Origin of the sequence: Paucibacter sp. PLA-PC-4 (assembly GCF_026241155.1) — a bacterium.
GTDB lineage: Bacteria > Pseudomonadota > Gammaproteobacteria > Burkholderiales > Burkholderiaceae_C > Roseateles_E.
On the sequence record NZ_JAPFGP010000014.1, the window covers coordinates 1 to 26,127 of the forward strand.

The following is a 26,127-nucleotide window of genomic DNA, read 5'->3' on the forward strand; positions in this document are numbered from 1 at the left end:
GCCTGGTGATGGTGCCCGAGGGGCGCGGCACCTTCACCCGCATGACCATCACCGAGAACCTGCAGATGGGCGCCTACATCAGGAACGACGCCGAGATCCAAAGCGATATGGAGCGCATCTTCGGCATTTTCCCGCGCCTGAAGGAGCGCCGCAACCAGCTCGCCGGCACGATGAGCGGCGGCGAGCAGCAGATGCTGGCGATGGGGCGTGCGCTGATGGCGCGGCCCGAGGTGCTGCTGCTGGACGAGCCCAGCATGGGCCTGAGCCCGATCATGGTGGACAAGATCTTCGAGGTGGTCAACGACATCCACCAGCAGGGCGTGACGGTGCTGTTGGTGGAGCAAAACGCCAGCCGCGCGCTGCAACTGGCCAACCGCGGCTATGTGATGGAGTCCGGCGAGATCACCATGACCGGCGAGGGCAAGACCTTGCTCAACGATCCCAAGGTCAGGGCTGCCTACTTGGGCGAGTAGTTTTCACGCGGGCTTACTGTTTCCGCCTCGCAAGGCGCCCGCCCGCGCGCCATCAACGCTGGGCATTGATCGTCCTGGAGAAGAGTTTGATGAACATTCAAGTGAAGCTTGCAGTGCCTTTGGCCGTGATGGCGCTGACTGGTGCTGTCCAAGCACAAGAGCTGATCGTCAAGATCGGCCATGTGGGCCCGACCAGCGGCGCGATTGCCCACCTGGGCAAGGACAATGAGTTGGGTGCCCGCATGGCCATCGATGATCTGAACGCCAAGGGCGTGACCATCGGCGGCAAGAAGGCCAAGTTCGAGCTACTGGCCGAAGACGATGCCGGCGATCCGAAGCAGGGCACGGCCGCGGCGCAGAAGCTGATGGACTCCAAGGTCAACGGCGTGATCGGCCACTTGAACTCGGGCACCACCATCCCCGCGTCCAAGGTTTATAGCGATGCCGGCGTGCCGCAGATCAGCCCCTCGGCGACCAACCCGAAGTTCACCCGCAACGGCTACAAGACCGCCTTCCGCGTTGTCGCCGATGACGTGCACCTGGGCGGCACGCTGGGCAAGTACTCGGTGCAGCAACTCAAGGGCAAGTCGATCGCGGTGATCGATGACCGCACGGCCTACGGCCAGGGCGTGGCTGATGAGTTCGAGAAGGGCGTCAAGTCGGCCGGCGGTAAGGTTGTCGGGCGCGAGTTCACCAACGACAAGGCCACGGACTTCACAGCCATCCTGACCTCCTTGAAGGCCAAGAAGCCCGATGTGGTCTTCTTCGGTGGCATGGATGCGGTGGCCGGCCCGATGCTGCGCCAGATGAAGCAGTTGGGCATCAGCGCCAAGTTCGTCGGTGGCGACGGCATCTGCACCGGCGAGCTGCCCAAGCTCTCGGCCGGCACCATGGCCGACGAGCAGGTGGTGTGCGCCGAAGCCGGCGGCGTCGAGGGCGAGTCCAAGAAGTCGCTGGATGACTTCAAGGCCAAGTTCAAGGCCAAGTACAAGGCCGATGTGCAGATCTACGCCCCCTATGTCTATGACGCGGTCAACGTGATGGTCGACGCGATGGTCAAGGCCGGTTCGGCCGAGCCCGCGAAGTACCTGCCGGTGTTGGCCAAGACCGACGGCTACAAGGGCGTTACCGGTACGATCTCGTTTGACAACAAGGGCGATATCAAGAACGGTGCGCTGACCTTGTTTACTTACAAGTCGGGTTCGCGCCAGCAGATCGCTGTGGTGCGCTGATGCATGGCTGATGCCGTCGGGCGGGCGCGTTCCGCCCGATGACGCTCAGACACCGGGTTCGCAGGGGAAAACCCCTCCGAACCCGGGGTGATCGCCTTCTAGAATCAGAGCCAAGTTTCTTGAGTCGGTTTACGAAGGAGTTTTCATGGTCACGGCCAGTGGTGGCAAGGCGGGCGGCAAGACGAAGGAGCCGGGAGCCGAGCCGGGCAGCAGCCTGCGCGTGCTCAAGAAGTACCCGAATCGGCGTCTGTACGACACCCAGACCAGCAGCTACATCACGCTGGCCGATGTCAAGAAGATGGTGCTGGGCGGCGAGAGTTTCGAGGTGCGCGACGCCAAGACCGCCGAGGACCTGACCCGTTCCATCCTGCTGCAGATCATCCTGGAGGAAGAAACCGGCGGTGTGCCGATGTTCAGCACCTCCTCGCTGGAGCAGATCATCCGCTTCTACGGCCATGCGATGCAGGGCGTGATGGGGGCCTATCTCGAGAAGAATATGCAGACCTTCACCGATCTGCAGGGCAAGTTCGCCGAGCAGAGCAAGGGGCTGGCTTTCAGCCCCGAGCTATGGACCCAGTTCATGAGCGCGCAGTCGCCGGTGATGCAGAATTTCATGGGCAGCTATATGGAGCAGTCCAAGAACCTGCTCGAAAAGATGCAGGAGCAGATGAGCCAGGCCGGCGCGCTGTTCCCCGGCATGCCCGGTTTCCCGCCCAAAAAGCCCTGAGAAACCGCTGCGTTGGCCGCAGTCGCGCGGCATCTGGGACAATCTGGGGATGAGCGATTCCACCGTCCTGAGCCCGTCCCCAGCTATCACGCCCGGCGCGGCCCCCAAAATCGGTTTTGTGTCCCTGGGTTGCCCTAAGGCCTTGACCGATTCCGAACTGATACTGACCCAGCTGCGTGCCGAGGGTTACGAAACCTCGAAGACCTTTGCCGGCGCCGATCTGGTGATCGTCAACACCTGCGGCTTCATCGATGACGCCGTGAAGGAAAGCCTGGACACCATCGGCGAGGCCCTGGCCGAGAACGGCAAGGTCATCGTGACCGGCTGCCTGGGCGCCAAGGGTGGTGCAGCTAGCAGCGACGCCGGCAGCCTGGTGCGCGAGATCCACCCCAGCGTGTTGGCCGTGACCGGCCCGCATGCGACCCAGGAGGTGATGGACGCGGTGCACACCCATGTGCCCAAGCCGCATGACCCCTTTGTGGATCTGGTCCCCGCCCAGGGCATCAAGCTGACGCCCAAGCACTACGCCTATCTGAAGATCAGCGAGGGCTGCAATCACCGCTGCTCCTTCTGCATCATTCCTAGCATGCGCGGCGATCTGGTGTCGCGGCCGATCGGCGATGTGCTGAACGAGGCGCGCGCGCTGTTTGAGGCCGGCGTCAAGGAGTTGCTGGTGATCAGCCAGGACACCAGCGCCTACGGCGTTGACGTCAAGTACCGCATGGGCTTTTGGGATGGCAAGCCGGTCAAGACCCGGATGTACGACCTGGTGGCCCAACTGGGCGAGCTGGCCAAGGCGCATGGCGCCTGGGTACGTCTGCACTATGTCTACCCTTATCCGCATGTCGACGAGATCCTGCCGCTGATGGCCCAGGGTCTGATCCTGCCCTACCTGGACGTGCCGCTGCAGCATGCGCATCCGGAAGTCCTCAAGCGCATGAAGCGCCCGGCCAGCGGCGAGAAGAATATGGAGCGCATCCTGCGCTGGCGCGAGACTTGCCCGGACATCGTGATCCGCTCGACCTTCATCGCCGGCTTCCCAGGTGAGACCGAGGAGCAGTTCCAGTATCTGCTGGACTTCATGGCCGAGGCCCGTATTGACCGCGCCGGTTGCTTTGCCTATTCGCCCGTCGAAGGCGCGACCGCCAATGCGCTGGACGGCGCGCTTGCGCAAGCCCTGCGTGAGGAGCGCCGTGCCCGCTTCATGGAAGTGGCCGAACGCGTCTCGGCCGAGAAGCTGCGCTCGCGCATCGGCGCGACGATGCAGGTGCTGGTCGATTCCGCCCCGGCCTTGGGCCGCAAGGGTGGGGTGGGGCGCTCCTACGCCGATGCGCCCGAGATCGACGGCACGGTGCGCCTGCTGCCGCCCGAGAAGGCCAGCAAGACCTTGAAGGTGGGCGAGTTCACGAAGGCGCGCATCGTCGCGGCCGAGGGTCATGACCTGATCGCGATGCCTACCTGATATGGGCAAGAGTAAACGCGCCCTCTCAACCGAGCAGATACACCACCCTTACCACGCGCCCGAGGGCTGGGCGGCCATTCCGGTCGGGGTCTACAAGGCCTCGACGGTGCTGTTCAAGAACACTGCCGATCTGCACACGCCGCGCCCGCGTGATGGCTTGAGCTACCGCTACGGCCTGCACGGCACGCCGACCTCGTATACGCTGGCCGCGCGCATCGCCAGCCTGGAGGGGGCGCAGCACTGTCTGCTGGCGCCCAGCGGACTGGCGGCCGTGACCCTGGTCTCGCTGGGACTGCTGCGGCCCGGCGACGAGGTGCTCGTGCCCGACAACGTCTACGGCCAGAACCGCTATCTCAGCGAGTCCTTTTTGCCGCAGTTCGGCATCACGCACCGTTTCTACGATCCGCTCGACGCCGCCGGTTTCGCCGAGTTGCTGGGGCCGCAGACCAAACTGGTCTGGCTGGAGGCAGCCGGCTCGATCACCTTGGAGTTTCCCGATCTGGTCGGCCTGCTGCAGGCGTGCAAGGCCCATGGCGTGACCACCGCGCTGGACAACACCTGGGGCTCGGGCGTGGCCTTCAATCCCTTCGAGATCGCTCCGGATGCCCATCCCGGCCTGGGCGTCGACATCTCGATGCAAGCCTTGACAAAATACGCATCGGGCGGCGCCGACATCCTGATGGGCTCGGTCTGCACCCGCGATCGCGTGCTGCATGAGCGGCTCAACCACGCGCACGAACACCTGGGCTATGGCCTGGGGCAGAACGATGTGGAGCTGGTGTTGCGCGGCCTGCCGACGCTGGAACTGCGCTACCGCGCCCAGGATGCGACGACGCGGGCACTGGCTCAGTGGATGCAGGCACGGCCCGAGGTGGCTCGTGTGCTACACCCGGCCTTGCCTGGTTCGCCCGGCCACAAATTCTGGGCACAAAGCAGCAGCGCCGGCGCTGCCTGCCTGTTCTCGGCGGTGTTCAAGTCCGAGTACAGCGCGGCCCAGGTTGATGCGTTTGTCGACGCCTTGCAGCTGTTCGGCATCGGTTACTCCTGGGCTGGCCCGATGAGCCTGGCCGTGCCCTACGACATGAGCCGCAGCCGCGCGCTGAATCTGCCTTACGAGGCCGGCGTGATCGTGCGTTTTGCGATCGGTCTGGAGGCCGAGGCCGATCTGCGAGCCGACCTCGAACAGGCGCTGTCAGTCCTTCGGCCTCAATGAGGCTTGCCTCATCAGTTGCCCCTTTTCTCGCTCCCAGTCTCGCTTCTTCTCGGTGTCGCGCTTGTCGTGCTCGGCCTTGCCCTTCACCAGCGCGATGTCGGCTTTCACATGGCTGCCCTTGTAGTGCAGGTTCAGCGGCACCAGGGTGAAGCCGCGTTGCTCGACCTTGCCGATCAGACGCTTGATCTCGTCCTTCTTCATCAAGAGCTTGCGGGTGCGGTCGGCCAGCGGGTTGACGTGGGTGGAGGCAGTGCGCAGCGGGTTGATACGGCATCCGATCAGGAACAGCTCGCCGTTCTTGATCAGCACATAGCCGTCGGTCAGCTGTACTTGGCCGGCGCGTATGGCCTTGACCTCCCAGCCCTCCAGCACGAGGCCAGCCTCGAACTGTTCGGCGATGTGGTAGTCGTAGCGGGCACGGCGATTCTCGGCAATGGACATGGGACTCAATCTGGAGGCGTGGCTCGCCAATACAATCCGGCCATTGTATGAAGCATGTCAAAAAGTCAGTCTTGCTCTGGTACTCGCCGCACGAGATGTACGAGTTGGTGACCGGTATCGCCCAGTATCCGGAGTTTTTGCCCTGGTGCGAGAAGGCCGAGCTGCTGGCGCAGGACGCCGACAGCGTCACCGCGCGGCTGTCCTTGGCCTATGCCGGTGTGCACCACACCTTTACGACCCGCAACCGCCATGAGGTCGACCGCAAGGTCGAGATGGCGTTGGTCGACGGGCCGTTCTCCTTGCTGGACGGCGTCTGGCAGTTCCTGCCCCTGGCCAAGCCGGGGTCGCAGCAAGGCGATGCTCAGGCCTGCAAGGTCGAGTTCGAGCTGCGCTACGCCTTCTCCAGCCGGGCGCTGGAGGCCGTGGTCAGTCCCGTATTTGACCGGGTGGCCAATACCTTTGTCGACCGCTTTGTGCAGCGCGCCGAGGCGGTCTATGGTCCCCGCTGAGCCGCTGCGGGTCGAGCTGGTCTGGAGCCCTGCGGCCGGTGATGTACGGCACCGCTGGCTGCAACTGCCGATGGGCACAAACTTGGAGCAGGCCTTGCGCGGCTGCGCCGATTTTGCCGACCAGCTGCCGCAGCTGGCGACCTTGCGCATCGGCATCTGGGGGCGGATCAAGCCGCTGGACACGCTCTTGCGAGAGCGCGACCGCATCGAGGTCTACCGCCCGCTGACCGTCGATCCTAAGGAGGCGCGGCGCTTGCGCTACCGCGCGGCCGGCGAGCGCATCGTCTCCCGGCACCGACCGCTGGCTGGCAAGACGAGTCGCTAGGTGGGGGCGGGCTCAGCGGCAGTCGTTGCTGACGATGTTCCGGGTGCGCGCCACTTCCTCGGCGCGCTGCTTTTCGTCCAGATATACGGTCTCGCCCGCCTCGTTGCGGCGCGAGATGCGGATGCCTTCTTCTAGCGCGCGCAGATTGTTGTTGGCGCGCTTGCAGTTCTCGGCGCGCTGCTCGGCGACCTTGCGTTCTTCTTCCTTCTGGCGCTTGAGTTGCTGTTCCTGTTCGGCCTTTTGCTTGGCCTGCTGTTCGAGCTCGGCCTTGCTGGGAGGTGCCGATGTGGGGCTGGCGGGCGGGCGCGGCGCGCTGGCCGGCACATCGGTCGAGCGCACGATCACCTGCTGGCGCTGGCCTGGTGGGCGTTGCAGCACATCTTTTTCGGGGATGCCGGCCGGCGGCGGTAGATCGCTGTACAGCACCTTGCCGGTGGCATCGCGCCATTTCCACTGCGCCATCGCGCTGCCTGCGATGCCCAGCAGCAGCAAGGCCAGAAGGCTGCGGCAGGCGAGGGACTTGCGGGAGGAGGGGATCATCGAGACGGCCCTTGTTGCAATTGCCGCAAAGTGTAGTCCTCAGGGCGGTGACAAGATGTAGCCGAGTCGCCTGGCGTGAGCTTTGTCGCGACTTCCGTATAATGCCGCTTTGCGTCTGGAGCTTCTCTCATGCGCCTGCTTGGTAAAGCGCTCACCTTCGACGATGTGTTGTTGGTGCCTGCCTTCTCCCACGTGTTGCCCCGCGACACCAGTCTTGCCACTCGGCTTTCCCGCAACATCCAGCTGAACCTGCCCTTGGTGTCCGCCGCCATGGACACGGTGACAGAAGCCCGTTTGGCCATCGCCATCGCCCAGGAGGGCGGCATTGGCATCGTGCACAAGAACTTGACGGCCCAGCAGCAGGCCATCGAAGTGGCACGGGTCAAGCGTTACGAATCCGGCGTGGTGCGCGAGCCGTTCACGATTACACCCAGCGCCACGGTGCGTGAGGTGGTCGAATTGCAGCGCCAGCACGGCGTCTCCGGCTTCCCGGTGCTGGACGGCAAGAAGGTGGTCGGCATCGTCACGGGCCGCGATGTGCGGTTCGAGACCCGCATGGACCTGCCGGTGCGCGAGATGATGACGCCGGCCGATAAGCTGATCACCGTCAAGGAAGGCGCCTCGCTGGAAGAAGCCAAGGCGCTGATGCACAAGCACAAGCTAGAGCGCGTGGTCGTCGTCAACGACGCCTTCGAGCTGCGCGGCCTGATGACCGTCAAGGACATCACCAAGCAGACCAGCTTCCCGAACGCGGCCCGCGATGCGCAGGGTAAGCTGCGGGTCGGCGCGGCCGTTGGCTTCGGCGACGACACCGAGGAACGCGTCAAGCTGCTGGTCAAGGCCGGCGTCGATGCGCTGATCGTCGATACCGCGCACGGCCACAGCGCCGGCGTGCTGGAGCGGGTGCGCTGGGTCAAGCAAAACTTCCCCGAGGTCGATGTGATCGGCGGCAATATCGCCACTGGCGCGGCGGCTCTGGCTCTGGTCGAGGCCGGGGCCGATGGCGTCAAAGTCGGCATCGGCCCCGGCTCGATCTGTACTACCCGCATCGTTGCCGGTGTCGGGGTGCCGCAGATCACGGCCATCGACAATGTCGCGACCGCATTGCGCGGCACCGGCGTGCCGGTGATCGCCGATGGCGGCGTGCGCTTCTCGGGCGATCTGGCCAAGGCGATCGCCGCCGGCGCCGATTGCGTGATGATGGGCGGCGCCTTTGCCGGCACCGAGGAAGCCCCGGGCGATCTGATCTTGTACCAGGGTCGTAGCTACAAGAGCTACCGCGGCATGGGCTCGATGGGCGCAATGGCCAAGGGCTCGGCCGACCGCTATTTCCAGGACACCTCGGGCAACAACCCCAACACCTCCAAGTTGGTGCCAGAGGGCATCGAAGGCCAAGTGCCTTACAAGGGCTCGGTGGTGCAGGTCATCTTCCAAATGGCCGGCGGCCTGAAGGCCTCGATGCACTACTGCGGTTGCGCCACCATTGCCGACATGCAGAACCGGGCCGAGTTTGTCGAGATCACCTCGGCGGGCATGCGCGAGAGCCATGTGCACGATGTCCAGATCACCAAGGAAGCACCGAACTACCGTTCGGAGTAAGCATCCTGTGATGACAAGGATGGGGGCCTGCCAGCCCCCATTTCTTCTTTCTACGGCAAAGGAGCAGGTGTGAGCGATAGTGCAGTCCAGCAGCGGCCCGCAAAGGCTGCCGGCATGGGCTTCATCATGGTGGCGGTGCTGATCGATATGATCTCCATCGGCCTGATCATCCCGGTGCTGCCGCCGCTGGTGGGCCTGTTTGCCAGCACGCCGTCGGAGCACACGCTGGCCTATCTGGCCGTGACCTTTGCCTTCGGCATCGCCAACTTCTTTGGCTCGCCCATTCTTGGCGCGCTGTCCGACCGCTACGGCCGCAGGCCAGTGATGTTGATCGGCTTTTCCGGCCTGGCGCTGAGCTTCTTCGTCACCGCGATGGCCACGGCCTTGTGGATGTTGGTCGTCGTGCGCTTGTTCAGCGGCGCAATGCAGGCCAATGCGGCGGTGGCTAATGCCTATGTGGCCGACATCAGCGCGCCCGAGGAGCGCGCCAAGCGCTTCGGCATGCTGGGCGCGGCCTTTGGTATGGGCTTCATTCTCGGCCCGGTGATGGGTGGGCTGCTGGGTGATATCGATCTGCATCTGCCTTTCTATGTGGCGGGCTGCTTGGCGCTGCTGAACTGGGTGTACGGCTATTTCGTGTTGCCTGAGTCGCTGGCGCCCGAGCACCGCCGCGCCTTCGAGTGGAAGAGCGCCAACCCGGTCAGCGCGCTGAAAAAGCTCTCCGGGCTCAAAGGTGTGGGCGCTTTGGTTTTCGTGATCGCGCTCAGCGGCCTGGCCCAGCTGGTGTTGCACACCAGCTGGGTGCTCTACACCAGCTTCAAGTTCGGCTGGGGCCCGAAGGAGAACGGTATGTCGCTGTTCGCTGTGGGCGTGATGGCGGTGCTGGTGCAGGGTTTCTTGCTGCCGCATCTGCTGAAGGCCTTTGGCGCGAAGCGCCTGGTCGTGCTGGGGCTGGCGTCAAGTGTCGTCACCAATTTCGTCTGGGGTGCTGCCACCGCAGGATGGATGATGTATGCGGTGATCGTCTTGAACGTGCTGGGATTCGCCGCCACTGCCAGCATGCAAAGCCTGATCTCTAACGCCGCCGATGTACGCAACCAGGGTCAGACCATGGGCGCGGTGGCCTCGCTCAACAGCGTGATGGCCGTGCTGGCCCCGGTGCTGGGCTCGGGCCTGATCTATTTCGTGTCCGAGTTGCCCCAGGGAGACTGGCGCATCGGTGCACCCTTCTACTTCTGTGCCTTGCTGCAGGCGCTGTCTCTCTTCTTTGCCTGGCGCCATTTCGCCCGTAGCGGCGGCACGGCGGCACCCTTGGCACAAGCTTCTTGATGATTGGATTCCACCATGCATGACAAAGTCCTGATCCTCGACTTCGGCTCCCAGGTCACCCAGCTGATTGCGCGCCGCGTGCGCGAGGCGGCCGTGTATTGCGAGATCCATCCCAACGACGTCTCGGACGAATTCATCCGCGGCTTTGCGCCCAAGGCCATCATCTTGTCGGGCAGCCATGCGTCGACCTACGAAGACCACGAACTGCGCGCGCCGCAGGCGGTTTGGGAGCTCGGTGTGCCTGTGCTGGGCATCTGCTACGGCATGCAGACGATGGCCGTGCAACTGGGTGGCAAGGTGGAGTGGAGCGATCACCGTGAATTCGGTTATGCCGAGGTGCGCGCCCATGGCCACACCGCGCTGCTGAGGGACATTGCCGACTTCACGACCACCGAGGGCCACGGCATGCTCAAGGTTTGGATGAGCCATGGCGACAAGGTCACGGCCCTGCCCGAAGGCTTCAAGCTGCTGGCCTCCACACCCAGCTGCCCAATCGCCGGCATGGCCAATGAAGAGAAGGGCTATTACGCGGTCCAGTTTCATCCCGAGGTCACCCACACCCTGCAGGGTCAAGCGATGCTGACGCGCTTTGTGCGCGATATCGCCGGCTGCAAGGGCGACTGGATCATGGGCGACTACATCGCCGAGGCTGTGGCCAAGATCCGCGAGCAGGTCGGCGATGAAGAGGTGATCCTGGGCCTGTCCGGCGGCGTTGATTCGTCGGTGGCAGCGGCCCTGATCCACCGCGCCATCGGCGACCAGCTAACCTGCGTCTTTGTCGACCATGGCCTCTTGCGCTTGAACGAAGGCGATATGGTGATGGACATGTTCGCCGGCAAGCTGCATGCGAAGGTCATTCGCGTCGATGCCAGCGAAATGTTCCTCGGTGCGTTGGCCGGCGTGACCGACCCCGAGAAGAAGCGCAAGATAATTGGCGGTCTGTTCGTCGATGTGTTCAAGGCTGAGGCGGCTAAGCTGAAGGCTGGCGACGCTGGACACAAGGGTGCGACCTTCTTGGCCCAAGGCACGATCTATCCCGACGTGGTCGAGAGCGGTGGCACCAAGACCAAGAAGGCCACGACGATCAAAAGCCACCACAACGTCGGGGGCCTGCCCGAGCAGCTGGGGCTGAAGCTGTTGGAGCCGCTGCGCGAACTCTTCAAGGACGAAGTGCGTGCGCTGGGCGTGGCCCTGGGCCTGCCGCCGGAGATGGTTTACCGTCACCCCTTCCCGGGCCCGGGCCTGGGCGTGCGCATCCTCGGCGAAGTCAAGAAGGACTACGCCGACCTGCTGCGCCGAGCCGACGCGATCTTCATTGAGGAACTGCGCAACGCCAAGGACGAAGCCACCGGCAAGACCTGGTACGAGCTGACCAGCCAGGCTTTTACCGTCTTCCTGCCGGTCAAGAGCGTCGGTGTGATGGGTGACGGCCGCACCTATGACTATGTGGTGGCGCTGCGCGCCGTGCAGACCAGCGACTTCATGACCGCCGACTGGGCCGAGCTGCCCTACAGCCTCTTGAAACGGACCTCTGGTCGCATCATCAACGAGGTGCGCGGCATCAACCGCGTGACCTATGACGTGAGCAGCAAGCCGCCCGCGACCATTGAGTGGGAATGATCAGAGGTCATTCCAAGTCTATCCGAGGCTATTGTAATTCCTTCATAAGTCATTGATTTATATGAGTTTATATCTCAAATACTATCGACATCGTTTGCTGACAAGCGGATCGATTTGACGGTAGTTCTGACGGTATACAACTGGAGCTTCAGAGCGCTAAAATTTCTACCGTCAGCACCTCGGATGGATCTGACGGTAAAAAATTCTAGAAAAGCTAGGATTCATGCGGGTTCCCGGGGTGTTGGTGGTCCGAAAAGTGGGTGACGGTAAAACGTCCCCTCCTGGGAGAACGACATGCTCACCGACACCGCGCTCAAGAATCTCAAGCCGAAGGACGCCCTCTACAAGGTGACCGACCGGGACGGGATGTACGTCACCGTGTCGCCGGCCGGCACTATCACGTTCCGGTACGACTACCGGCTCAACGGGCGCCGAGAGACATTAAGCATCGGCCGTTACGGTCCGGCCGGACTGACCCTGGCCACGGCCAGAGAGCACTGCATGCGCGCGCGCCAGGCCGTCGCGGAGGGGCAGTCTCCGTCCCAGGAAAAGCAACGCACCAAGCGGCGGTTGGCCCAGGCCAAGACCTTCGGCGAGTTCACAACGCGATGGTCTGCGGGCGCACGCATGGCGGATAGCACCCGATCGATGCGCCAGAGCATCCTCGATCGGGACATCCTGCCGGTGTTCGAGAACCGTCTGCTGTCGGAGATATCGGCGGACGACTTGCGCGACCTCTGTAACAAGGTCAAGGCACGGGGCGCGCCGGCCACGGCCGTCCACGTGCGCGACATCGTGAAGCAGATCTACGGCTACGCCAACCTGCATGGCGAAAAGGTGCCCAACCCTGCCGATGATGTGGGCCCGTCGTCGATCGCCACGTTCGTCCCGAAGGACCGAGCACTGTCGCCCACTGAAATTCGCATCATGCTTTCGCAGATGGAGCACGTCGCGTCCTACCCCACGATCAAGCTTGGGCTGCGCCTCATCCTGTTGACCATGGTCCGGAAGGGCGAACTGATCCACGCGACGTGGGACGAGGTCGACTTCGAGAACGCCGTCTGGAGCATTCCCAAGGAGCGGATGAAGGCCGGCAAGGCCCACAACGTCTACCTCTCCCAGCAGGCGCTGGACATCATGGTGGCGCTGCGCACCTGCGCTGGCGGATCGAGGTTCCTGATTCCTTCTCGCTACGACGGCGAAAAGGGCATGTCCAATGCGACGCTCAACCGTGTGACGCATTTAATCGTTGAGCGCGCGAAAGCGCAGAAGCTGCCACTGGAGCCCTTCACTGTGCATGACCTACGACGCACGGGCTCGACAATTTTGAACGAGCTGGGATTCAACAGCGACTGGATCGAAAAGTGCTTGGCGCACGAGGACGGGCGCTCCTCACGCGGCATCTACAACAAGGCCGAGTACGCCGAACAGCGGCGGCACATGTTGCAGGAGTGGGCCGACATGATCGACGCCTGGATGGCAGGCAACACCCACACCCCGACGCTGCTGCCTGCCTCGACGCCGATCATGATGACGCAGGCGTTTTGACCGGCCGGGTGCGGCGCAGCCGCACGTCGGGGGAGGGCGCACGCTGCAACTGGGCCTGGCACGCGTCTTGGCGCCGCGATTCGAGCCAGGCTTCGACTTCGGCCATGTCCCACACGACGCACCGGGCCGTCAAGTTGAACCGTCTCGGGAATTGACCACGCCGCTCCATCTCGTAGATCGTGGTGTCGGACAGGGGCACGATCTTGCGCAAATCCGACCGACGCAGCGTCCGCCTGAACTGCAGTGTGACGGGCAACGGAGGGAAGGGCGGTGCAATCGGACTGATGTCTTTCGGTGGCTGCTTCGAGCGATCCATCTTTGGCTCCGTCATTCGCCGCGCTTCGTATGAAGGCAGGCCATGACGAAGATGGTGTCGCATCCCGGGACTATCGAAAACTTGCAGCAGCGCGCTCAAGCGTAGCGTGCTCAACTAAGTGTCAGGGGGCGGTGAAAAATGTCCGCTGTCAAGTGTTTCTTGCAGGTCGGCAGCGGCTCGAAAGCCCCAATGGATCATCAACTTAGCGAGATCAGGGCATTCGCAGTTGGCTTCCCGCATTTTGACCCAGGTGTCACTCAGGAGCCTCGCGGCGGTCTACCAGGGCGCATCACGGCGCTCGCTGGCGCAATTACTGGCAGGCATAAGCTGCTTGTGTCGCTGGGCACGTTCTCAGCTGTCGCTTCGAATGTGTACCCCTGATCCGCACAGGGGCCGTCGTCGCAGCCCTGGGCTCCGGCGCGACGGCGATGGCGGCCTCACCGACCTGGCTCGCGGTGTGCTACGTCGTGGCCGCAGCCGGCATGGGCTGGGTGTTCCCAGCCTTCGCGGCGCTGGCCGCCAATGCCGTCGAGGACCATGAGCAGGGCGCCGCCGCCGGTTCGGTGGGCGCGGCGCAAGGCCTGGGCATCGTGCTGGGGCCGCTGGCGGGGACGCTGCTCTACGAGTTCGGGGCCGGCGTGCCGTACCTGCTGGTTGCACTGTTGCTGACGGGCGTGGCGCTCTGGCCCGCACCGAAAGTGTCGGCGCGATCACAAATCGGCTGAGGAAAAGCGCCTGCGAGCAAGTGCGGTTCCCACGAAGCCGTGGTGAAAGAGCACGACACGCTGCCCGGGTGCGTTGAAGACCCAACCAGACGCAGCGTTATCGACCGTCCATCACGGAGACCTTGTGCGGACATCAATGGCCGGGCGACAAATTGCGCAGTCATCGCGCGGAGCTTGCCCGACGCCCCTTGCCTGCAATCCCCGTGGCGGGCGCCATCTGGCTGCGCAGGAAGCCGATCATGAGGGACGCGGCCGTCCGCGCATCGTCCGGTCTCCCGACGGCGCTCTGTAGCACGAGCCCATGTGTCATCGCGGCAAGCGCGTCGATCAGGTCCGCTGCCGGCAGGATCAGTTCGACCTGGAATCTGGACGCGACGTCCGTCAGCAGCGCAGCCAGCGTGGCGCGGTGGGCACTCCAAATGCTTGCGTAACTGTCGCGCACCCCCTTGTTCCGCGTCGCCAGAAGCTGGAACTCCAGCGAAAGAACGACGACTGAGGGGTCCTCATGCATGGCGGCATACAACGCATCCAGCCGCCGCATCAGGTCGTCCAGCGAGGTCGATTGCTGAAGGATCTCCGACAGCGCCGCGAGCTCGTCATGCATGTGCCGTTGCATCAACTCGACGAGGATCTCTTCCTTCGACGAGAAGTTCGAATAGACGGCACCTTTCGTGTAACCGGCGCGGTCGGCGATGAGGTCCAGCGAGGCCGACCCCAGGCCGACCTCCACCATCATGCCGCGCGCCGCCGCCAACAGGCTTTCACGCGTACGGGCGCGGCTCTCGGCCCTGGTCAGGCGCGGCTTGCGAGATTCTGCAACGGGTTTCATGGCTTATTTGTGGGCATCCCGGTGGAAATTCTCCGTGCCGCACGGCCCCTGGGCTCAGGCGCGCACTTCGGCCAGTGCGTGCTTGACATCGTACCAAACAGTATTAAGATACCGATCGGTATTTGAAATAAGGTGTTTCTCCAGCGCCAATTTCTGGCGCGCACCCACTGCCCCGCCAAAGCCATGACCATCGCTTTCGTGACCGGTTCGACCGGTCTGCTTGGAAACAACCTCGTGCGACTGTTGCTTGCCGAGGGCTGGCACGTGAAGGCCCTGGCCCGCAGCGCCTCGAAGTTTCAAGCGCAGTTCGCCGACCTGCCCACACAGGGCATCGAGCCGATCACTGGCGATCTGCTGGACCCTGCAGCGTTTTCCCGATACCTCTCTGGCGTGGACGTTGTCTTTCATGCGGCGGCCTACTTCCGCGAGAGCTACCAAGGCGGGGCCCACGAAGCGGCATTGATGCGCGTCAACGTGGACGGCACGAGGCAACTGCTGCTCGCCGCCGCGGCAGCCGGCGTGCCACGCGTGGTGCACACCAGCTCGATCGCCACCTTGCGCAACGCCACCGGCGTCACCTTGCAGGAAGACGATCTCGCAACACCGGAGGACGCGGTGGATGCCTACTACCGCAGCAAGATCCTCTGCGACCAGGTGGTCGCGCAATTCGCGCACGCGCATCCTTCAATGCACGTCGTCACGGTGATCCCGGGCTGGATGCATGGTCCCGGCGATGAAGGTCCGACCTCGGCGGGCCAATTCATTCGCGACTTTCTGTCGCGCAAGCTGCCGGGCGTAGTTGACGCGTCCTTCTCGGTGGTCGACGCGCGGGACGTCGCCCAGGTGATGCTCGCCGCGTCGATGCAGGGCACGGCCGGGCGCCGATACCTGGCGGCCGGCCGTGCCATGCACATGCGAGATCTGATGACCGCCATGGCGCAGGTCACAGGCATCCCGGCACCGACACGCCGCCTGCCGCGGGCCTTGCTCACTGGCATTGCACTCGCCCAGGAGGCCTACGCCCGCCTGACGGGTCGGCCGGTGCTGTTGAGCCTGGCCACGGTGAACAACATCGGGCGCGACCGCTCCCGGCGCTTCTCCGATCAAAGGATCCGGGAGGAGCTGGGCATCCAGTTCCGCCCGCTAGAAGACACCTTGCGGGATGCGGTGGCGTGGCACCGGCGCCGCCTGTCCTTGCGGACACCCTGACCATTTCTTTCCACCCTGTACCAACGAGGCAGACCATGAAGCGCCTTCCATCCTTGCAAACACTCCTCGCCCCCCGTGCGGCAGCTCGCGAAGGGCATGGGCGCCGTGGCAACAGCAGCGGCCCTGTTGGCGCCAGCTGCGCACGCACAGACCGCGCCGTCCATGACCGCGTTCTGCAAATCCGGCTTCGCCGCATATCCTGACGGCATCCAGGGCCTGCCGCCGATCTTCAAATACAACCTGTGCTGGTGGCTCGAAGACGCTGGCATCGCGCCCGCGGCATTCGATGAGATCGTCGCGGCAGTCCCCCGACCGGGAAGCCACCAGGAACTTGTGGCGCGATTCCGGGCACAGGCGGACGCGCATGCCCAGGTGGCCAGCCGCCTGGACACGGGCGGTCTGGTTCCTGGCTCGGAAGCCTCCCTTGCCGCAGCCGGCGAGTGGCGCAAGGCCGCGTTCTACGGGAAGCTCACCCGCCGGCCCCAGCAGGCGCCCACGGACGACCTGCGCGCTTCGGAGCGCGCCATGCAACTGACGGGGGCTGCACCCGAGCGCATCGAGGCCACGCTCGACGGCAAGAGCTTCGTCGGATACTTCCAGCCACCGGCATCGCACAACACCCGGGCGCCGCTGGTCATCGTGTTCGGGGGGCTGGACAACTTCAAGACCGAGATGGCCCGGCACGTCGCCGCGATGCGCGCCAGAGGCTTCGCCACTCTGGTGCTGGAGAACCCGGACACGGGCGAGAACACGCTCTCCTTCCGCCCCGAAGCCTGGCGCATGCTGAACGCCGCACGGGACGCGCTGAAGGGCCGCTCCGAGATCGACCTGTCACGGGTCGGGGTCTATGGCTGGAGCATGGGTGGCTACCTGGCCACGTTGGGCGGTCTGCAGGCGGACTGGATCGCGGCGGTGGTGAACGTGGCGGGTCCCGTGGAGTCCACTTTCTCGAACAGCCATTGCCTGCGGGTTCCGTCGTCGGTCGGCATGGCGTATGCGGTGTTCGCAGGCCTGGCTCCAACGGCACCGCGCGATGCGATCTGCATGCACTACGCCCGCTATGCGCTGTCGAAGGCAATGCCCATCGGGCCGGCCGCGAAACGCAAGCCCGTGCTGATGATCAATGGATTGCTCGAGGACCTGACCGCCACGGACGAGACCGCGAGCCTGCGAGCACTGGGCCTGTCGGTGACGGAGCTCAGCTATGCGATCGACGGCCACACCGCGGAAGGCAACATGCGGGACCATCTGCGCATGGCCGCCGATTGGCTCTGGTCGAGGGTGGCGGAGTCGCGCGAACTGTCGACGCCGAACTGAGGGCAGGCGCTCGTAGCCTGCTCGAAGGTACTCCCAAGTCGGTCACGTCATGTTCGCCGGCCGCTGATCCAGTGCCGATGCCAAGGCCTCCAACAGGCGATCTGAATTGCCGCTCGCATCGACGAACATCTGCCTGAACAGGTTGCGGACGTTGTCGGCGGTCACCTCCGTCTTGGTGGGGTCGAAGGTCTGACCACCCGGCAGCGTCACCTGCTGGCCTTCCATGCCGATGCGCGACATGCCGACCAGCATCAGGCCTTGTGCCGCCTCCGTGTTGCCCTTGGACACGAGATCGTCGTAGATGGCCCTTTCCTTCGGAGATAGGTACGCCATCGTGTTGACAAGGCCACCTGCTTTCTGCATGTAGTCGACCTCGCCGGACGTCAACGACCCGAGCCCATTGGCCTGGACCTTCTCCTGGAGTTCGGTGAACCGGTCGTCATGCTCCGACAAGTAGGCCCGGTCCGCATCAGATCGCTGCACGGCCGGCTTGCTCTTGATGGCGTCGAGCTGCTTCTGGACTTCGTCTGTGCCAGAGGCCGGGCCAGAGTTCGACAGCATCCGCTTCGCAGCCTCAGAGATCGTGATCGTGTCGGTGCTGGTGCCCGGCGCTGCGGGTGCCCATGATTCCTGTCGGGTTTGAGATGACTTGAACGATGCGCCGTAGGACGACAGGGCTGCGTTCGTGCTCTGGATGAGCATGTCCGGTTCCTTTCTGCCGTCGTCACGCGCGAAGGTCCAGATGGACCGGCTCGCCCTGGTGCTGCTGCATGACGGCGATGGCCTTGTGCAGCACCTGCAGTTGAGACTGTTCGCCATGTTGGCGCGCCCAGGCCATGCCATCTTGCGCCAGCGCCATGAAGTCGACCCGCTCGCTGTCATCCAGGGCGGATGGTCTGCCGGCACCGTCCGCCGGCATCTTGAGCGTCATGCCCAGCAGGCCGCTGCTGTCGTCCAGCGACATCTGGCCGCTCTTGATCTGCCCGTTCATCCAATCGAACAGACCCTGCCGGGTCATGTGCGTGAAGTCGGCTCGCTGAATGCCGGTGTCGGATGACGCCGGGCTATCGGACGCCGCAGTGGTTGCGCTGGGTGATGTTGCCGCGCCGCTGCGCGCTCCGGCCTGAGATAGGGCGGGAACATATGCTGCGGTGCGACTGATCTGCATCACTGCCTCCTTGAACATTGAACACGGGGGTCGAGCGACTTCACGCCCAACTTGGTGGATATTCGGTGCACTTGAGCCGCGCCATCGCTCGATCAGCAGCGAAACTCGGACTCAATTCGTTGCTTCGCGGTTCACAGACAGCACCGCGGCAACCCGAGCGGACACGGGCTCGAAAGCCCGCCCGCACACCGGCGTCGCCCCTTCGGTGCGACCACGCATCGTCACAGGTCGGAGAGTGGATCTTGCGCGAAGTCGATCGCGACGGCGTAGTCGCGAAGGCGCTCGCCGACGAGGTCCCGCATGGCGTCCTGTCCGGCTTGTCCGGGGGCAAGCCGCAGCCTGAGCAGCAGCCCTCGCGCGGGATCGTCGAGCACCTCAAGCAGCTCGACGGGCAGGCCCCGCAGCGCCTGAGCGAAGTGCGTTCTCGCCGCGTCGATCCGGAGCGCGGGTTTGAACGGCTTGCCAACGGCCGTCAACGGCAACCGCTCCAGCACGCGGATCCAGCGCGGCAGCGCGGGCCGCTCGGCGATGCACGCCACGGCGTGGGCCAGCAGTTCGTCCTCGCCGGCATGCAGGTCGGGATGGAGCTCCACATAGGCCACCGGCACCTCCCCGGCGTAGGCGTCGGGCATGCCGACAGCCGCCGCGTCGGCCACGGCGGGGTGCCTTCGCAGGCAGTCCTCGATGAGTGCCGGATCGATGTTGTGCCCGCTGCGGATGATCAGGTCCTTGGTGCGTCCGGTGATGAAGACGCACCCGTCGCCCTGCACGCGCCCCAGGTCACCGGTGATGAACCAGCCGTCTGGCGTGAACGCCTCATGATCATTGCCGTCCTGCAGGTATCCCGGCGAGACGTTCGGCCCGCGCACGACCAGCATGCCCGCTTCGCCAGGCGCGCACGGAGCCAGCCCGGGAAGCCCGCCATCCAGCCGCCGCGCCTGCACCTCGCAGAATGGAATCGGCAGCCCGGCCGACCCGATCACGCGTTCGGTCCAGACCGGGTCGACGCAGATGACGCCGCCGCACTCGGTCATGCCATAGACCTCGCGCATCGGGTTGCCCGTCAAGGCCTCGACGCCCGCGGCGACGCCGGGCGGCGTGGAAGTGGCGCCGCAGACGCTGGTGCGCACGCGCGACAGGTCTGCCCCTGCGGGCGCATGCGCCAGCGCGGCCTTGAACGCCGTCGGCACGCCCCCCAGCAGCGTCCCCCGCAGCGCTGCAGCGAGGCGCCAAAAGTTCTCAGCCACGCCAGGCTGGCGAAAGCCCAGCGGCGTCAGGATGGCGATCTGCGCACCGGCCAGCAGCATGGACAGGCTGCCGAACATCGTCGCCGCCACATGGAACAGCGGCAGGCCGTTGAGCATCACGTCGTCAGGGCGGGCGCCGATGGCGACGGCCCCGCCGTAGGCCGCGGCCAGTTGGTTTCGGTGAGTCTGGACGACCAGCTTGGGTGCGCCCGTCGTGCCGCCCGTGTGGAAGTAGGCGGCCGTGTCATCCAGGCTCGGCGGTGCGAAGTCCAGCGTCGGCGGGCTGGCCGCAAACGCCTCGGCGAAGTCGGCGTCGGCGTCGGCCGCGTACCCGCCACCCAAGCGCATCAGCGTCCGCACATTGGGCGCGAGGGCGCGGGCAGCACAGGCCTTGGCCCAGAGGTCTGTGCCCGGCATCGGCCCAGGAGCCACCAGCAGTCTCGCGCTGGCCGCGCGCAGCAACGCCGCGATGTGCTCGGCCTGCAGCAGCGGATTGATTGGCAACGCGATGCCGGCGGTCTCGGCACCCCACAACAGGTAGTGCGTCTCAGGCAGCGCCGGCAGCAGATAGGCCACCACGTCGCGCGGCCCCAGGCCCAGATTGCGCAACAGATTGCCTGCACGCGCGACATTGCCGACGAACTCCGTATAGCTGATGACGCGCTGTGGCTCCTCGTGGCTGGCTTCGGCCAGGAAGGCCAGCGCCGGACGTTCGGCATGCGCTGCGGCGGACAGCGCCAGCGCGTCGAACACGTTGCTCACCGGCAGCCAGTCCTGCAGCGTCGTGCCGTCGAAGGCGCGTGCGCCCCGCGACGCATCGGCGGGCCGCCGGATCATGGTGCCTTCCCCGTCTCGCGCAACGCCGCGGCGATGGCGGCGAAGGCCCGCCGATCCTGCACGTGCGTGTACGCCGTGTTGGGCACCGGATGCGAGGACAGCTTCACCACCACCAGTTCGGCCGCCGGATTGACGTGCACGTGCTGGCCGTTCAGGCCCTTGGCCTCGAAGCTGCCGTCGGCGTCGTGCGGGATCCACCAGAAGTCGTGGTACGAATAGCCAGCACGCATCGTCTGGCCAGCAGCCTTGAACTTTTCCACGTCGCCACCCTTGCGCAGTTCGGCCACGACGGCGGGCGCCAGCACCTCACGTCCGTTGAAGCGGCCTTGCAGCCGAAGCATCTCGCCCAGCCGCGAAAGGTCGCGCGCGGTGGCGCCGACGCCCACGCTGGCCAGCTGCGCGCCGCTGCCGTCGACCCAGACGTAGCCGTCTTCGCCCGCTCCCAGTGGCTGCCACAGGCGCTGCGACAGCAGCTCGTCCAGCCGCTGCCCGGTCACGCGCTGCAGCAGCCAGCCGATGACTTCGGTGTCGACGGTCTTGTACTGGAAGCCCGCGCCGTGTTCGCCGGCCTTGGCCACCGTGGGCAGGTAGGCGAGCATGCTGCGCGCGCCGGAGTAGCTGGCGGGCGCGGGCAGCAGCCCACCGGCGATCAGGTACTGGAAGATGCCCGAGCCCGGCCTGGCAAAGTCTTCGTCGTACTGCACGCTGGTCGTCATGTCCAGGGTCTGCTGCACCGTAGCGTCGCCCCAGGCCGAGTCCTTCACCTCCGGCAGGTATCGGGTAACCGGCGCCGACGGATCGATGCGGCCTTCGTGGATCAGCTGTGCGGCGAGCAGGCCCGTGAGGGATTTGCTCAGCGACCAGAGGGCGTGCGGCTGTTGCGGTTGCATGCCGGCGGCGTACCGCTCGTAGACGATGCGGCCGCGATGCAGCACCAGCAGCGCGTCGGTGTAGGTGTCACGTTGCCAGTCCGTCAGGCCGACCTGCTGGCCGCCGCCGTCGTCGAAGCGGATGACATCCAGGTCGCGCGCGGCCTGCGGCAACGCCGACGGTGTACCCGCCCCGCGCCACACCGCGGCGGTCGGGCCGAGTTCTCGCATGTGGTGGAAGGCCCAGCGGGCATTCGGGTACTGCAGCACGTTCGCCAGGCGCACCGTCTTGTCCGGCGGCGGCGGAAAGCCCTGCATGAGCTTCAGCGCGATCGGGTCGGTGGCTTGCGGCGGGGGCAACTGCGGGCGCGTCTGGGCGTGGGCCAGCGTGCTGCTCAGCAGCACGGCGGCCAGCGTCGAACGAAAGAGTGATTGCATGGCTTGCCTTGGTTGGGTGAATCGGGTTGGGGTTCAGACGCGCCCGGGCCGTGCCAGCAGCGCTTGGATGGCGGCTTCAGTCCGGGCGTATTCGCCCTCGCCGAAGTGCCGGTAGCGGATGCGGCCTCGGCCGTCGACGAGGTAGTGAGCGGGCCAGTAGGTGTTCTCGTAGGCCTTCCAGGTGGCGTAGTTGTTGTCCATCGCCACCGGGTGCCTGACGCTGTGCCGCTTCATGGCGGCCTGCACGGCAGAGGCCGAGCGCTCGAAGGCAAACTCCGGCGTGTGCACGCCGACCACGACGAGGCCCTGAGCGCGATAGGTCTCGGCCCAGCGGTTGACCTGCGGCAGTGTGCGCAGGCAGTTGATGCAAGCGAAGGTCCAGAAGTCCACCAGCACGACCTGACCGCGCAACTGCGTCAGACTCAGCGCCGGCGTGTTCATCCATTGCGTGATGCCCTGGAAGTCCGGCGCGTCACCCCAGTCGTGCAGGCCATCCGGGCTGGCCCCGGCGGTCAGCGGAGCGTTGGCGGCCAGGCTGGCCAGAGCCGCCAGGAAACAGCGGCGCGCCGGGTTGGAAAGCGAGAGATCGGTCATGGTCACAGGCCCGTGGAGAAAGAGGGATAGAAGCCCGACAGCCAGAGCGTGACCAGCGTGTCGTACTGAAGAAAGGTGAGAAGCCCCACGGCCGTCACCACCACACCCATCGTCTGCTGCAGGCGATGGGTGTGGCGCGTCAGCGTGCGCACCCTGGCCAGCATCCATTGGCCGCCATAGGCGATGGCCAGCATCGGCAGCGCCGCGCCCAGCGCGTACAGTCCCAGCAGCGCCGCCGACGTGCCCCAGTCCGCCTGTGCGGCGACCAGAGTGAGGATGGTGGCCAGCACAGGCCCGGCACAGGGCGTCCATACCGCGCCGAGCGAGATGCCCACCAGCAGCCCGCCAACCCAGCCCGCACCCGCCCGGTCGCCGATGCTGACGGCTCGGCCAAGTACGCCGCTCAGAGTCGCCGAGAGACGCTGGAACGCCGAGGGCCAGACCATGCACAGGCCGAATGCCACCAGCAGCAGCGCGGCAACGTCACGCACGGTCTGCTGCTCCAGACCAAGCAGGTGCTGCACCGACTCGAAGACCAGGGCGAGCGCGGTGAAGGAGAGCGCGAAGCCTGCCGCGATGAAGACCGGCCGGGCGCCCGGGCCGCCGGCCGCCGTCGCACCCAGCACCACGGGCAGCAGCGGCAATACGCACGGCGCGGCCACCGTGAGCAGACCGGCCGCGAATGCGAGCGCGGGCTGAGTCAGGGCGGCTTCCATCATGGTGTGACTTCCTTCGCCGTTCCCGGCCCGGCCGACCGCTGCCAGAGCTGGGTCTTGCCGAACAGTGGCATGCCGACGTAGGGCCGCACCAGCATCTGCGCGGGACCGTCCATCGTCAGGCGCACGCTGTAGGTCTTGGCGTTCTCTCGGTTGTAGATCTCGCCGACCAGCACGCCCTCGTCCGCCGGGCGCAGGCCGGTGAGGATCTTCATGCCCAGTGCCGGGCGCTTGTCGGCCGCGTCCATGTCCTTGCCCGGCGCGCTCATCGAGCGATTGGCCAGCACGCGTGTGACGGTGCCGCACCACGTGTCGCCGCAGGGCGCGATCTCGACTTCCAGGTTGCCGGACTCGGTGATCCAGCGTCCGTGGTGCACCGGCCCCTGCGCGTCGGCATGAGCGGCGGCAAGTATCAGCATGGCGGCCGGGAGGACTGAGAAGCTGTGATGGCTCTGCATGCAAACTCCGTTTCAGTTCTGGTTGGGATGGCGGCATTGGGCGCCCGGGATGTGTGCGCGGCTTGTCCGCCAGGGGCCGTTGTGCATTCCCATGTATCGCATCGGCAGAGGGACAAATTGGGATACAAATCTCCCCATTGCCCGGCCCCGGCAGCCATGCCACGCTTGCAGTCCAGAACCTTTTCCTTGGAGCCGCAGCCTGTGTCGCAAAGACCCGACCACATCCTCATCGTTGACGACGACCCCGAGATCCGGGCGATGGTGGGCGAGTACTTGACGCGCCAGGGATTGAAGGCCAGCGGTGCAGCGGACGGGCGCGAGATGCGGCGCGTGCTGGCCAGTGAACGCATCGACTTGGTGGTGCTGGACCTGATGCTGCCCGGCGAAGATGGCCTGAGCCTGTGTCGCGAGTTGCGTGCGCCGGGCCGGCCCGCGCTGCCGGTCTTGGTGCTCAGCGCGCGCTCCGACGAGGCCGACCGCATCCTGGGCCTTGAACTGGGCGCGGACGACTACCTGACCAAGCCCTTCGCAGCGCGCGAGTTGCTGGCGCGTGTGAACTCGGTCTTACGGCGCACCCGCATGATGCCGCCGATCCTCGCCGCCGAGGCGCCGCAGCCGCACCTGCGCTTCGGCAACTGGACGCTCGACACGGTTGGCCGGCATCTCGTGGATGCCGCGGGAACAGTGGTTTCGCTCTCGGGGGCCGAGTACCGGCTGCTGCGCGTGCTGCTGCAGCAGCCGCAGCGCATCCTCAGCCGCGAGCAACTGCTGCAGTTGACCCAGGGCCGGGATGCCGACGTGTTCGACCGCTCTATCGATCTGCTGGTCAGCCGTGTGCGCCAACGGCTGGGCGACGGGCCGCGCGATGCGCGCTACATCAAGACCGTGCGCAACGAGGGGTATGTCTTCTGCATGGCAGTCGAGGGCATGCCTTCGACCGCCTCGCGCGATGAGGCGCCGTCATGATCCGCGACCGGCCGCGCACCCTGTTCGGCCGTCTCGTGCTGATCCTGGTCAGCAGCCTGTTGCTCGCCCAGGCACTGACTTTCGCGTTCGTGCTGGCAGAGCGCAGCCTGGCGATGCGCGGCATGATGGTGTCGTATCTTGCCGCAGACGTCGCCTCCTCGGTGGCAATGCTTGATCGCCTGCCGCGGGCCGAGCGCGCCGGCTGGCTGCCGCGCCTGCAGCGCACCAACTACAAACTGCGGCTGGGGGTGGAAGCGGGCGCGCCGTCGATCGCGGGTTCGAACGTGGGCGCCGCCTCCTTGCGCGAGAGCGAACTGGCGCGCTCGGTCACGCAGACGCTGTCCAAGGCCCTGTCCCAGCCAGTGACCGCCGTCGCGCCCGAGGAAGCCGGCGTCGAGTTGCGCCTGGTTCTTCGCCTTCAGGACGGCACGCCCGTCATCGTCGATCTGGCGCAACCGCGTCTGCGCTTGTCTCCGTGGTTGCTGGCCGCGCTGACCGCCCAGTTGCTGTTGCTCGCCGGCGGCTGCTGGCTGGCCATACGGCAGGTAACGCGCCCGCTGGCGCGCCTGGCTGAAGCAGCCGGCGCGCTGGTGCCGGGCCGGCCTGGCATGCCGCTTGATCCAACCGGCCCGCGCGAAGTGGCGCGGGCAGCGGAGGCGTTCAACCGAATGCGCCAGCGCATCGACGAACACCTGGAGGAACGCAGCCAGATGCTGGGCGCGATCTCGCACGACCTGCAGACGCCGATCACCCGCATGCGCCTGCGCACCGAGTTGCTGGACGACGAGACGCTGCGCGACAAGCTGCACGCGGATCTCGGCCAGATGCAGCATCTGGTGGAACAGGGCCTGGCCTATGCCCGCACTGCCCAGGCCGAACAAGAGCCAGAGGCGTCGACCGAGATCGTGGCGCTGCTGCAGAGTTGCGTCGCCGACGCCTGTGATGCTGGCCAGGCCGTGGCCTGGCGCGGCGGCGCGCCGGCGGCGCTGAGCACCCGGCCCCGGGCCTTGCGGCGCATCGTCGGCAACCTGGTGGACAACGCCATCAAATTTGCAGGCGCCGCAGAGGTCGAACTGGTGGAGCAGGACGACTGCCATGCGATCCTGGTGATGGACCGGGGGCCAGGCATCGCGCCGCAGGAGCGCGAGAAGGTCATGCAACCGTTTTACCGCATCGAGGGCTCGCGCAACCCCGCCACCGGTGGAACCGGGCTGGGCTTGGCCATCGTCCAGCGGCTGGCGCACGTCTGCAATGCGGAATTCAGCCTGCTGCCGCGCGAAGGCGGTGGGCTGACGGCCTGCGTGAGGTTCAGGAGCCCGGTGCCCTGATTTGCAGCCGCCCAGCGCGCCTGCTGCGCAGGCGAATCGGATTGACGTTGCCATGCCGCACTCGCACGGCGCAGGTGCGACGTCCCGGCCGA

General features: G+C 65.5%; 26 protein-coding genes and 1 pseudogene. 16 read left to right on the plus strand and 11 right to left on the minus strand.

Annotation, left to right across the window (positions count from 1 at the left end):
• From OOZ63_RS19930 to OOZ63_RS19950, 5 genes are all read left to right on the plus strand, one after another.
• A partial coding sequence (locus tag OOZ63_RS19930; RefSeq protein WP_266007355.1) for an ABC transporter ATP-binding protein occupies window positions 1-473 on the plus strand: 473 nt, incomplete at its 5' end.
• Window positions 474-601: 128 nt separating this feature from the next.
• Window positions 602-1,705, plus strand: coding sequence for a branched-chain amino acid ABC transporter substrate-binding protein (locus OOZ63_RS19935; protein WP_266007534.1), 1,104 nt, complete (start codon window positions 602-604; stop codon window positions 1,703-1,705).
• A gap of 145 nt (window positions 1,706-1,850) precedes the next feature.
• Window positions 1,851-2,432: a polyhydroxyalkanoate synthesis repressor PhaR gene (gene phaR, locus OOZ63_RS19940; RefSeq protein WP_266007356.1), complete on the plus strand. Its 582-nt coding sequence runs from the start codon at window positions 1,851-1,853 to the stop codon at window positions 2,430-2,432.
• A 49-nt stretch (window positions 2,433-2,481) separates the two neighbouring features.
• Window positions 2,482-3,894 carry a 30S ribosomal protein S12 methylthiotransferase RimO gene (gene rimO, locus OOZ63_RS19945; protein WP_266007357.1) on the plus strand — a complete coding sequence of 471 codons (1,413 nt, stop codon included), beginning with the start codon at window positions 2,482-2,484 and terminating at the stop codon, window positions 3,892-3,894.
• A gap of 1 nt (window position 3,895) precedes the next feature.
• Window positions 3,896-5,107 carry a PLP-dependent transferase gene (locus OOZ63_RS19950; protein WP_266007358.1) on the plus strand — a complete coding sequence of 404 codons (1,212 nt, stop codon included), beginning with the start codon at window positions 3,896-3,898 and terminating at the stop codon, window positions 5,105-5,107.
• On the opposite strand, the gene smpB is transcribed toward OOZ63_RS19950, so the two are convergent.
• Window positions 5,087-5,548 carry an SsrA-binding protein SmpB gene (gene smpB, locus OOZ63_RS19955; RefSeq protein ID WP_137942190.1) on the minus strand — a complete coding sequence of 154 codons (462 nt, stop codon included), beginning with the start codon at window positions 5,546-5,548 and terminating at the stop codon, window positions 5,087-5,089. The two genes, OOZ63_RS19950 and smpB, sit on opposite strands and share 21 nt — an antisense overlap.
• Before the next feature lie 47 nt (window positions 5,549-5,595).
• Between smpB and OOZ63_RS19960 the strand changes: the two genes are divergently transcribed.
• The gene (locus tag OOZ63_RS19960) at window positions 5,596-6,057 is read left to right on the plus strand and encodes a type II toxin-antitoxin system RatA family toxin (RefSeq protein ID WP_266007359.1); all 462 of its coding nucleotides are present in this window, start codon (window positions 5,596-5,598) and stop codon (window positions 6,055-6,057) included.
• Entirely contained in the window at window positions 6,044-6,382 is a 339-nt protein-coding gene (locus OOZ63_RS19965) for an RnfH family protein (RefSeq protein WP_266007361.1), read from the plus strand. Before OOZ63_RS19960 ends, OOZ63_RS19965 begins: the two co-directional genes overlap by 14 nt.
• A 12-nt stretch (window positions 6,383-6,394) precedes the next feature.
• On the opposite strand, the gene OOZ63_RS19970 is transcribed toward OOZ63_RS19965, so the two are convergent.
• Window positions 6,395-6,922, minus strand: coding sequence for a DUF4124 domain-containing protein (locus tag OOZ63_RS19970; RefSeq protein WP_266007362.1), 528 nt, complete (start codon window positions 6,920-6,922; stop codon window positions 6,395-6,397).
• A 129-nt stretch (window positions 6,923-7,051) separates the two neighbouring features.
• On the opposite strand from OOZ63_RS19970, the gene guaB reads away from it, so the two are divergent.
• The 4 genes from guaB (at window position 7,052) to OOZ63_RS19990 (ending at window position 13,018) form a co-directional block, all read left to right on the plus strand.
• Window positions 7,052-8,521, plus strand: a complete 1,470-nt coding sequence (gene guaB, locus OOZ63_RS19975; RefSeq protein WP_266007363.1) for an IMP dehydrogenase — start codon at window positions 7,052-7,054, stop codon at window positions 8,519-8,521.
• Between the two features lie 69 nt (window positions 8,522-8,590).
• Window positions 8,591-9,850, plus strand: coding sequence for an MFS transporter (locus OOZ63_RS19980; RefSeq protein ID WP_266007364.1), 1,260 nt, complete (start codon window positions 8,591-8,593; stop codon window positions 9,848-9,850).
• Between the two features lie 15 nt (window positions 9,851-9,865).
• Window positions 9,866-11,470 (plus strand): glutamine-hydrolyzing GMP synthase, encoded by a 1,605-nt coding sequence (gene guaA, locus OOZ63_RS19985; protein WP_266007365.1) that lies wholly within the window; start codon window positions 9,866-9,868, stop codon window positions 11,468-11,470.
• Between the two features lie 294 nt (window positions 11,471-11,764).
• Window positions 11,765-13,018 carry a tyrosine-type recombinase/integrase gene (locus OOZ63_RS19990; RefSeq protein WP_266007366.1) on the plus strand — a complete coding sequence of 418 codons (1,254 nt, stop codon included), beginning with the start codon at window positions 11,765-11,767 and terminating at the stop codon, window positions 13,016-13,018.
• Here the strand turns inward: OOZ63_RS19990 and OOZ63_RS19995 are convergent.
• On the minus strand, window positions 12,996-13,334 hold the full coding sequence (locus OOZ63_RS19995) for a helix-turn-helix transcriptional regulator (protein WP_266007367.1): 339 nt from the start codon (window positions 13,332-13,334) through the stop codon (window positions 12,996-12,998). The two genes, OOZ63_RS19990 and OOZ63_RS19995, sit on opposite strands and share 23 nt — an antisense overlap.
• Before the next feature lie 362 nt (window positions 13,335-13,696).
• Here OOZ63_RS19995 and OOZ63_RS20000 point away from each other — a divergent pair.
• Window positions 13,697-14,059 (plus strand): annotated as a pseudogene (locus OOZ63_RS20000) (MFS transporter); the annotation flags it as partial.
• Window positions 14,060-14,219: 160 nt separating this feature from the next.
• Here the strand turns inward: OOZ63_RS20000 and OOZ63_RS20005 are convergent.
• Entirely contained in the window at window positions 14,220-14,888 is a 669-nt protein-coding gene (locus OOZ63_RS20005) for a TetR/AcrR family transcriptional regulator (RefSeq protein WP_266007369.1), read from the minus strand.
• 183 nt (window positions 14,889-15,071) lie between these two features.
• Between OOZ63_RS20005 and OOZ63_RS20010 the strand changes: the two genes are divergently transcribed.
• Window positions 15,072-16,097, plus strand: a complete 1,026-nt coding sequence (locus OOZ63_RS20010; RefSeq protein ID WP_266007370.1) for an SDR family oxidoreductase — start codon at window positions 15,072-15,074, stop codon at window positions 16,095-16,097.
• Between the two features lie 162 nt (window positions 16,098-16,259).
• Complete coding sequence (locus OOZ63_RS20015; protein WP_266007371.1) at window positions 16,260-17,414, plus strand: alpha/beta hydrolase family protein; 1,155 nt, start codon at window positions 16,260-16,262, stop codon at window positions 17,412-17,414.
• A 42-nt stretch (window positions 17,415-17,456) separates the two neighbouring features.
• Here OOZ63_RS20015 and OOZ63_RS20020 read toward each other — a convergent pair whose 3' ends face one another.
• From OOZ63_RS20020 to OOZ63_RS20050, 7 genes are all read right to left on the minus strand, one after another.
• A complete protein-coding gene (locus tag OOZ63_RS20020; RefSeq protein ID WP_266007372.1) occupies window positions 17,457-18,116 on the minus strand; it encodes a hypothetical protein in 660 nt (219 codons plus the stop codon).
• Window positions 18,117-18,138: 22 nt separating this feature from the next.
• Window positions 18,139-18,582: a hypothetical protein gene (locus OOZ63_RS20025; RefSeq protein WP_266007374.1), complete on the minus strand. Its 444-nt coding sequence runs from the start codon at window positions 18,580-18,582 to the stop codon at window positions 18,139-18,141.
• A gap of 221 nt (window positions 18,583-18,803) precedes the next feature.
• Entirely contained in the window at window positions 18,804-20,666 is a 1,863-nt protein-coding gene (locus tag OOZ63_RS20030) for an AMP-binding protein (protein ID WP_266007375.1), read from the minus strand.
• A complete protein-coding gene (locus tag OOZ63_RS20035; protein ID WP_266007376.1) occupies window positions 20,663-21,973 on the minus strand; it encodes a serine hydrolase domain-containing protein in 1,311 nt (436 codons plus the stop codon). Before OOZ63_RS20035 ends, OOZ63_RS20030 begins: the two co-directional genes overlap by 4 nt.
• Before the next feature lie 33 nt (window positions 21,974-22,006).
• Window positions 22,007-22,567 (minus strand): thioredoxin family protein, encoded by a 561-nt coding sequence (locus tag OOZ63_RS20040; RefSeq protein ID WP_266007377.1) that lies wholly within the window; start codon window positions 22,565-22,567, stop codon window positions 22,007-22,009.
• Between the two features lie 2 nt (window positions 22,568-22,569).
• Window positions 22,570-23,286, minus strand: a complete 717-nt coding sequence (locus OOZ63_RS20045; RefSeq protein ID WP_266007378.1) for a cytochrome c biogenesis CcdA family protein — start codon at window positions 23,284-23,286, stop codon at window positions 22,570-22,572.
• Window positions 23,283-23,741: a DUF2147 domain-containing protein gene (locus OOZ63_RS20050; RefSeq protein ID WP_266007379.1), complete on the minus strand. Its 459-nt coding sequence runs from the start codon at window positions 23,739-23,741 to the stop codon at window positions 23,283-23,285. The genes OOZ63_RS20045 and OOZ63_RS20050 overlap by 4 nt, the downstream gene beginning before the upstream one ends.
• Window positions 23,742-23,942: 201 nt before the next feature.
• On the opposite strand from OOZ63_RS20050, the gene OOZ63_RS20055 reads away from it, so the two are divergent.
• Entirely contained in the window at window positions 23,943-24,707 is a 765-nt protein-coding gene (locus OOZ63_RS20055; RefSeq protein WP_266007380.1) for a response regulator, read from the plus strand.
• Window positions 24,704-26,035: a sensor histidine kinase gene (locus OOZ63_RS20060; protein WP_266007381.1), complete on the plus strand. Its 1,332-nt coding sequence runs from the start codon at window positions 24,704-24,706 to the stop codon at window positions 26,033-26,035. The genes OOZ63_RS20055 and OOZ63_RS20060 overlap by 4 nt, the downstream gene beginning before the upstream one ends.
• The last annotated feature ends 92 nt before the right edge of the window (window positions 26,036-26,127 follow it).

Excerpts from the sequence above, each read along its gene's own strand:
- OOZ63_RS19935 (WP_266007534.1), top strand. The coding sequence starts at position 602 with ATGGCGCTGACTGGTGCTGTCCAAGCACAAGAGCTGATCGTCAAGATC.
- phaR (WP_266007356.1), top strand. The coding sequence starts at position 1,851 with ATGGTCACGGCCAGTGGTGGCAAGGCGGGCGGCAAGACGAAGGAGCCG.
- rimO (WP_266007357.1), top strand. The coding sequence starts at position 2,482 with ATGAGCGATTCCACCGTCCTGAGCCCGTCCCCAGCTATCACGCCCGGC.
- OOZ63_RS19950 (WP_266007358.1), top strand. The coding sequence starts at position 3,896 with ATGGGCAAGAGTAAACGCGCCCTCTCAACCGAGCAGATACACCACCCT.
- smpB (WP_137942190.1), bottom strand. The coding sequence starts at position 5,548 with ATGTCCATTGCCGAGAATCGCCGTGCCCGCTACGACTACCACATCGCC.
- OOZ63_RS19960 (WP_266007359.1), top strand. The coding sequence starts at position 5,596 with ATGAAGCATGTCAAAAAGTCAGTCTTGCTCTGGTACTCGCCGCACGAG.
- OOZ63_RS19965 (WP_266007361.1), top strand. The coding sequence starts at position 6,044 with ATGGTCCCCGCTGAGCCGCTGCGGGTCGAGCTGGTCTGGAGCCCTGCG.
- OOZ63_RS19970 (WP_266007362.1), bottom strand. The coding sequence starts at position 6,922 with ATGATCCCCTCCTCCCGCAAGTCCCTCGCCTGCCGCAGCCTTCTGGCC.
- guaB (WP_266007363.1), top strand. The coding sequence starts at position 7,052 with ATGCGCCTGCTTGGTAAAGCGCTCACCTTCGACGATGTGTTGTTGGTG.
- guaA (WP_266007365.1), top strand. The coding sequence starts at position 9,866 with ATGCATGACAAAGTCCTGATCCTCGACTTCGGCTCCCAGGTCACCCAG.
- OOZ63_RS19990 (WP_266007366.1), top strand. The coding sequence starts at position 11,765 with ATGCTCACCGACACCGCGCTCAAGAATCTCAAGCCGAAGGACGCCCTC.
- OOZ63_RS19995 (WP_266007367.1), bottom strand. The coding sequence starts at position 13,334 with ATGGATCGCTCGAAGCAGCCACCGAAAGACATCAGTCCGATTGCACCG.
- OOZ63_RS20005 (WP_266007369.1), bottom strand. The coding sequence starts at position 14,888 with ATGAAACCCGTTGCAGAATCTCGCAAGCCGCGCCTGACCAGGGCCGAG.
- OOZ63_RS20010 (WP_266007370.1), top strand. The coding sequence starts at position 15,072 with ATGACCATCGCTTTCGTGACCGGTTCGACCGGTCTGCTTGGAAACAAC.
- OOZ63_RS20015 (WP_266007371.1), top strand. The coding sequence starts at position 16,260 with ATGACCGCGTTCTGCAAATCCGGCTTCGCCGCATATCCTGACGGCATC.
- OOZ63_RS20020 (WP_266007372.1), bottom strand. The coding sequence starts at position 18,116 with ATGCTCATCCAGAGCACGAACGCAGCCCTGTCGTCCTACGGCGCATCG.
- OOZ63_RS20025 (WP_266007374.1), bottom strand. The coding sequence starts at position 18,582 with ATGCAGATCAGTCGCACCGCAGCATATGTTCCCGCCCTATCTCAGGCC.
- OOZ63_RS20030 (WP_266007375.1), bottom strand. The coding sequence starts at position 20,666 with ATGATCCGGCGGCCCGCCGATGCGTCGCGGGGCGCACGCGCCTTCGAC.
- OOZ63_RS20035 (WP_266007376.1), bottom strand. The coding sequence starts at position 21,973 with ATGCAATCACTCTTTCGTTCGACGCTGGCCGCCGTGCTGCTGAGCAGC.
- OOZ63_RS20040 (WP_266007377.1), bottom strand. The coding sequence starts at position 22,567 with ATGACCGATCTCTCGCTTTCCAACCCGGCGCGCCGCTGTTTCCTGGCG.
- OOZ63_RS20045 (WP_266007378.1), bottom strand. The coding sequence starts at position 23,286 with ATGATGGAAGCCGCCCTGACTCAGCCCGCGCTCGCATTCGCGGCCGGT.
- OOZ63_RS20050 (WP_266007379.1), bottom strand. The coding sequence starts at position 23,741 with ATGCAGAGCCATCACAGCTTCTCAGTCCTCCCGGCCGCCATGCTGATA.
- OOZ63_RS20060 (WP_266007381.1), top strand. The coding sequence starts at position 24,704 with ATGATCCGCGACCGGCCGCGCACCCTGTTCGGCCGTCTCGTGCTGATC.